The following is a 3,525-nucleotide window of genomic DNA, read 5'->3' as shown; positions in this document are numbered from 1 at the left end:
GAAGACGAAGGCGAGCACGATATCACCGGGCAGCGAGTTGTTGGCGTAGGCACCGACGAACGAGATCGCAATGACCGACGGAACCAGGATATGCGCATCGAGCCGCGTAATCATCGCGAGAGGCCGGACCATCATCAATCCGATCACCGATGCGAGAATCGACGACAGCGTAAGGGTGAGAATAAGACCGTAGATCTCCGCCTCATGATGCAGGATCATCGTTGGTCCGGGTTCCATCCCGTGCAGCACGAGAACACCGAGCAGCACCGCCATTTCGGCTGTACCGGGAATGCCGAATGCGAGCGTCGGGATGAGGTTGCCGCCATCCTTGGCGTTATTGGCGGCCTCCGGTGCGATCACGCCTTCGATGTTGCCCTTGCCGAAGCTTTCCGGGTTCTTTGATGCCTGAACCGTGCTGAAATAAGCGAGGAACGCTGCGACGGTGCCACCGACACCGGGAATGGCCCCCACCAGTGTTCCAATCAGCGAACCGCGCAGAAGTGTCTTCCAATATTTGAACGAAGCCCAGACGCCATCGAGTGTTCCCGTCAGGCCGACCTGCCCCTTGTCCTTGGAGATCGAGCCGCCCTTGGCAGAAAGCTCGATCATTTCCGGAAAAGCGAACAGACCGATCATCGCCGGTGCAAGCGGGATGCCTTCCCACAAATGCTCTATGCCAAATGTGAACCGCGTCCCGCCATTGACATTGTCGAAGCCGATAAACGCGAACAGCAGCCCGATGCCGCCGACGATCATGGCGCGAAGCATGCGCCCCGGCGCGCAAGCTGCGATCGTCACAAGGCCAAGTGTTGCCAGCAGGAAGAACTCCGATGGACCAAAGGCAAGCACGATCTTCTTGGATATGGGAATAACCAGCAACAACGTGAACACGCCGATGACCCCGCCCACCGACGAGGCGCTGGCGGAAGCACCAAGCGCTAACCCAGCCTTGCCTTGTTGGGCGAGCGGATAGCCATCGAGACAGGTTGCTGCATTTGGAGCGCCACCCGGCAGGTTGATAAGGATCGACGTGACCGACCCACCGAAGGATACGGCGCCCATGAGCCCGCCGGCGAGCGAGAGTGCCGAATACGGATCGAGACCGACGGTCATCGGTCCGAACACGGCAAGTGCGGTGGTGCCCCCCATACCCGGAACGACACCGACGACAAGCCCGATCAACATTCCGATGGTCAGGAAAAGCAGCGACTGGAATGTAAATACGTTGCCAGCAGCGGTTAGCGCGACATCAAGCATGGATATTCCTCGAACAGATTACAGCTTAGTTTGCAGGGCCGAGATACTTGCTGTAGCGCTCGTAGAAGTTGAATTGGCCTTCCAAGATTCTCTTGGCGGATGCTGCATCGCCAGGTTCGACCGCAATGCCGCTTTCCTTGGACCATGTCGCCATCGCCGGGTCCTGCATCGCCGCCATAAGGCTCTCGGAAAGGGTCTTGGCCACCTCTGGCGGCAGATCTGGAGGACCGGCCACAAGACGTCCGACCGACAGTTTCGACAGATCAGGCTGGCCCATTTCGACCGCATTTTGAGCGCCCGGTACAGACGATTTTTCCTCGAATGTTCCGATGATCCGCAATTCGCCGGATTCGACGAATTTCTCCATGACCGGAAGAGGACCGATTACTGCATCTCCGTCGCCGCGAATGACCGCGAGCACATAATCATTGCTGCCCTTGTAGCCCGAGATGATCTCACGCTTGATGCCAAGCATGTCGGTGGCAATCATTGTCGCCGAATAGGCGGTCGACGAAGGTCCCGAAGCGGTGAATTTCACCGGACGATCAAGTGCCTTCAAATCCGCAACTGTCTTATAGGGCGAAGCTGTAGGCACACCGACGCCGTAACCATCCTGCCCGAAACTGCCGAGCCAAGTCATCTTTTTCAGATCGTACTGCAGATCGCTGTCGCCTCTGATCTGTGGAACAAGCATGCCCGGTATGTTGAAGATGCCGATCGTGTAGCCATCCGGTTTTGCGCGATAAACCTGTGCGGCGCCCCGCGCACCGCCCGCAGCCGGAATGTTTGTCGGGACAATGTTGACGGACTGCGGCAGGTGACGCTCAAGGATTGGTGCAACGGCTCGCACATAGGTGTCGAAGCCGCCGCCCGGGCTGACGGGTATGACGAATTGGATGTTCTTGGCCGGAAAATCCGCAGCCATCGCCACAGGGGCAGTCACCATGCCAGCGCAGGTGATGAGTGCTGCGAGCAACTTCTTCATAAATCTCTCCTCCATGTCCTCCGCCGGGAACGTCACATCGTGACCTAGCGGTGACAAGAACAAATTTTAGCTCTCTGCCCCATGGAAATTAGCTGGCAAGCTTCGGTTGGTGCGGTAAGCAAAGGGATCAGGCGATATGAATTCCATAAAGCGTCGCGAGCTCATTGCCACCTTGCCAGACCATGTCGAGGGCGACGTAGACGATGATCGCCAAGCCTATCCAGCCAATCCACTTGTATCTGTTGAGGAGCTTTGCAACGAACGACGATGCCAGCCCCATCAGCAGAACGGACAGGATCAATCCGAATATCAGTGCGTGCATATTTTCCTTGGCCGCCCCAGCGACAGCCAGCACATTGTCGAGGGACATCGACACATCGGCAAGAATGATCTGAAAGATGGCCTGGCGGAACATCTTGGGTTTGATGGCAAGCGCGCCGCCGCCATCGACACCCGCGAGATGACCTTCATCATTCTCCCCGGAAGCACGCAGCTCCTGCAGCATCGTCCAGCAGATCCACAGGAGAAGCAGGCCGCCGGCGAATGTGATACCAGTGATTGCGAGCAGCTTGACCGCCGTCACTGCGAAAACGATCCGGATTACCGCAGCCGCCGCAATGCCAGCGGCAATGGCCTTGCCACGCAGATCGTTGGCGAGACCTGCCGCCGCCATGGCGATGACGATCACATTGTCCCCTGACAGGAGCACGTTGATCATAATCACTTCGAAATAAGCGGTAATGGTGGCTTGATCTAAATGGAACGGCATCGTTGGGTAGTCTCGCTTTAGTTGTGGGTGAAACGCATCACAGTCTGGGGAATTGTCCGCCTGATATATGCGCTAACTGGCGGCGCTCGATTTCTCATAGTCCTGCATACGCGTCTTCAATCTGGTTTCCAGGATGGCCAGAAACGCGCGTACCTTCTTTGGTACGAACCGGCTCTTCGGATAGAATGCCTTGATCACCCGATCAGAAACGACGTCTCCGTCAAAAATCGGAACCAGTTGCCCCGACTGGATCTCAGCAGCAACGCTATAAAGTGGCAGGCGCACGATGCCGGCCCCTTCAACCGCTGCGAGCAAAATCGCGCCCTCAAGGTTGGAATGAAAAGTTCCATCGACGGGAACGGCGACATCCTCGCCATCGGATCTAATTTGCCAGATCTTGGGGTCTCGTTTCTGCGTCATATGGACAAGGCAATTGTGGTTTTGAAGATCGAGCGGGTGATTCGGCATTCCATGGCGGGCAAAATAACCCGGCGCCGCACAAATGGCATAGGGG

Annotated in this window: 4 protein-coding genes; all 4 read right to left on the bottom strand. The window is 57.0% G+C overall.

Annotation, left to right across the window (positions count from 1 at the left end; genetic code table 11):
• On the bottom strand, positions 1–1,257 hold a 1,257-nt coding region (locus ACXJ5O_RS21885; RefSeq protein WP_457301735.1), incomplete at its 3' end, for a tripartite tricarboxylate transporter permease.
• A gap of 25 nt (positions 1,258–1,282) precedes the next feature.
• Positions 1,283–2,242, bottom strand: a complete 960-nt coding sequence (locus ACXJ5O_RS21880) for a Bug family tripartite tricarboxylate transporter substrate binding protein (protein WP_457301734.1) — start codon at positions 2,240–2,242, stop codon at positions 1,283–1,285.
• A gap of 127 nt (positions 2,243–2,369) precedes the next feature.
• Positions 2,370–3,011 carry a YjbE family putative metal transport protein gene (locus ACXJ5O_RS21875; protein ID WP_457301733.1) on the bottom strand — a complete coding sequence of 214 codons (642 nt, stop codon included), beginning with the start codon at positions 3,009–3,011 and terminating at the stop codon, positions 2,370–2,372.
• Between the two features lie 72 nt (positions 3,012–3,083).
• The coding region (locus tag ACXJ5O_RS21870; protein WP_457301732.1) for a substrate binding domain-containing protein at positions 3,084–3,525 on the bottom strand (442 nt) is incomplete at its 5' end.

The organism is Phyllobacterium sp. P5_D12, assembly GCF_054049495.1.
Note: the sequence above shows the minus strand (reverse complement) of the source record. Positions and strands in the feature narration are given on the sequence as shown.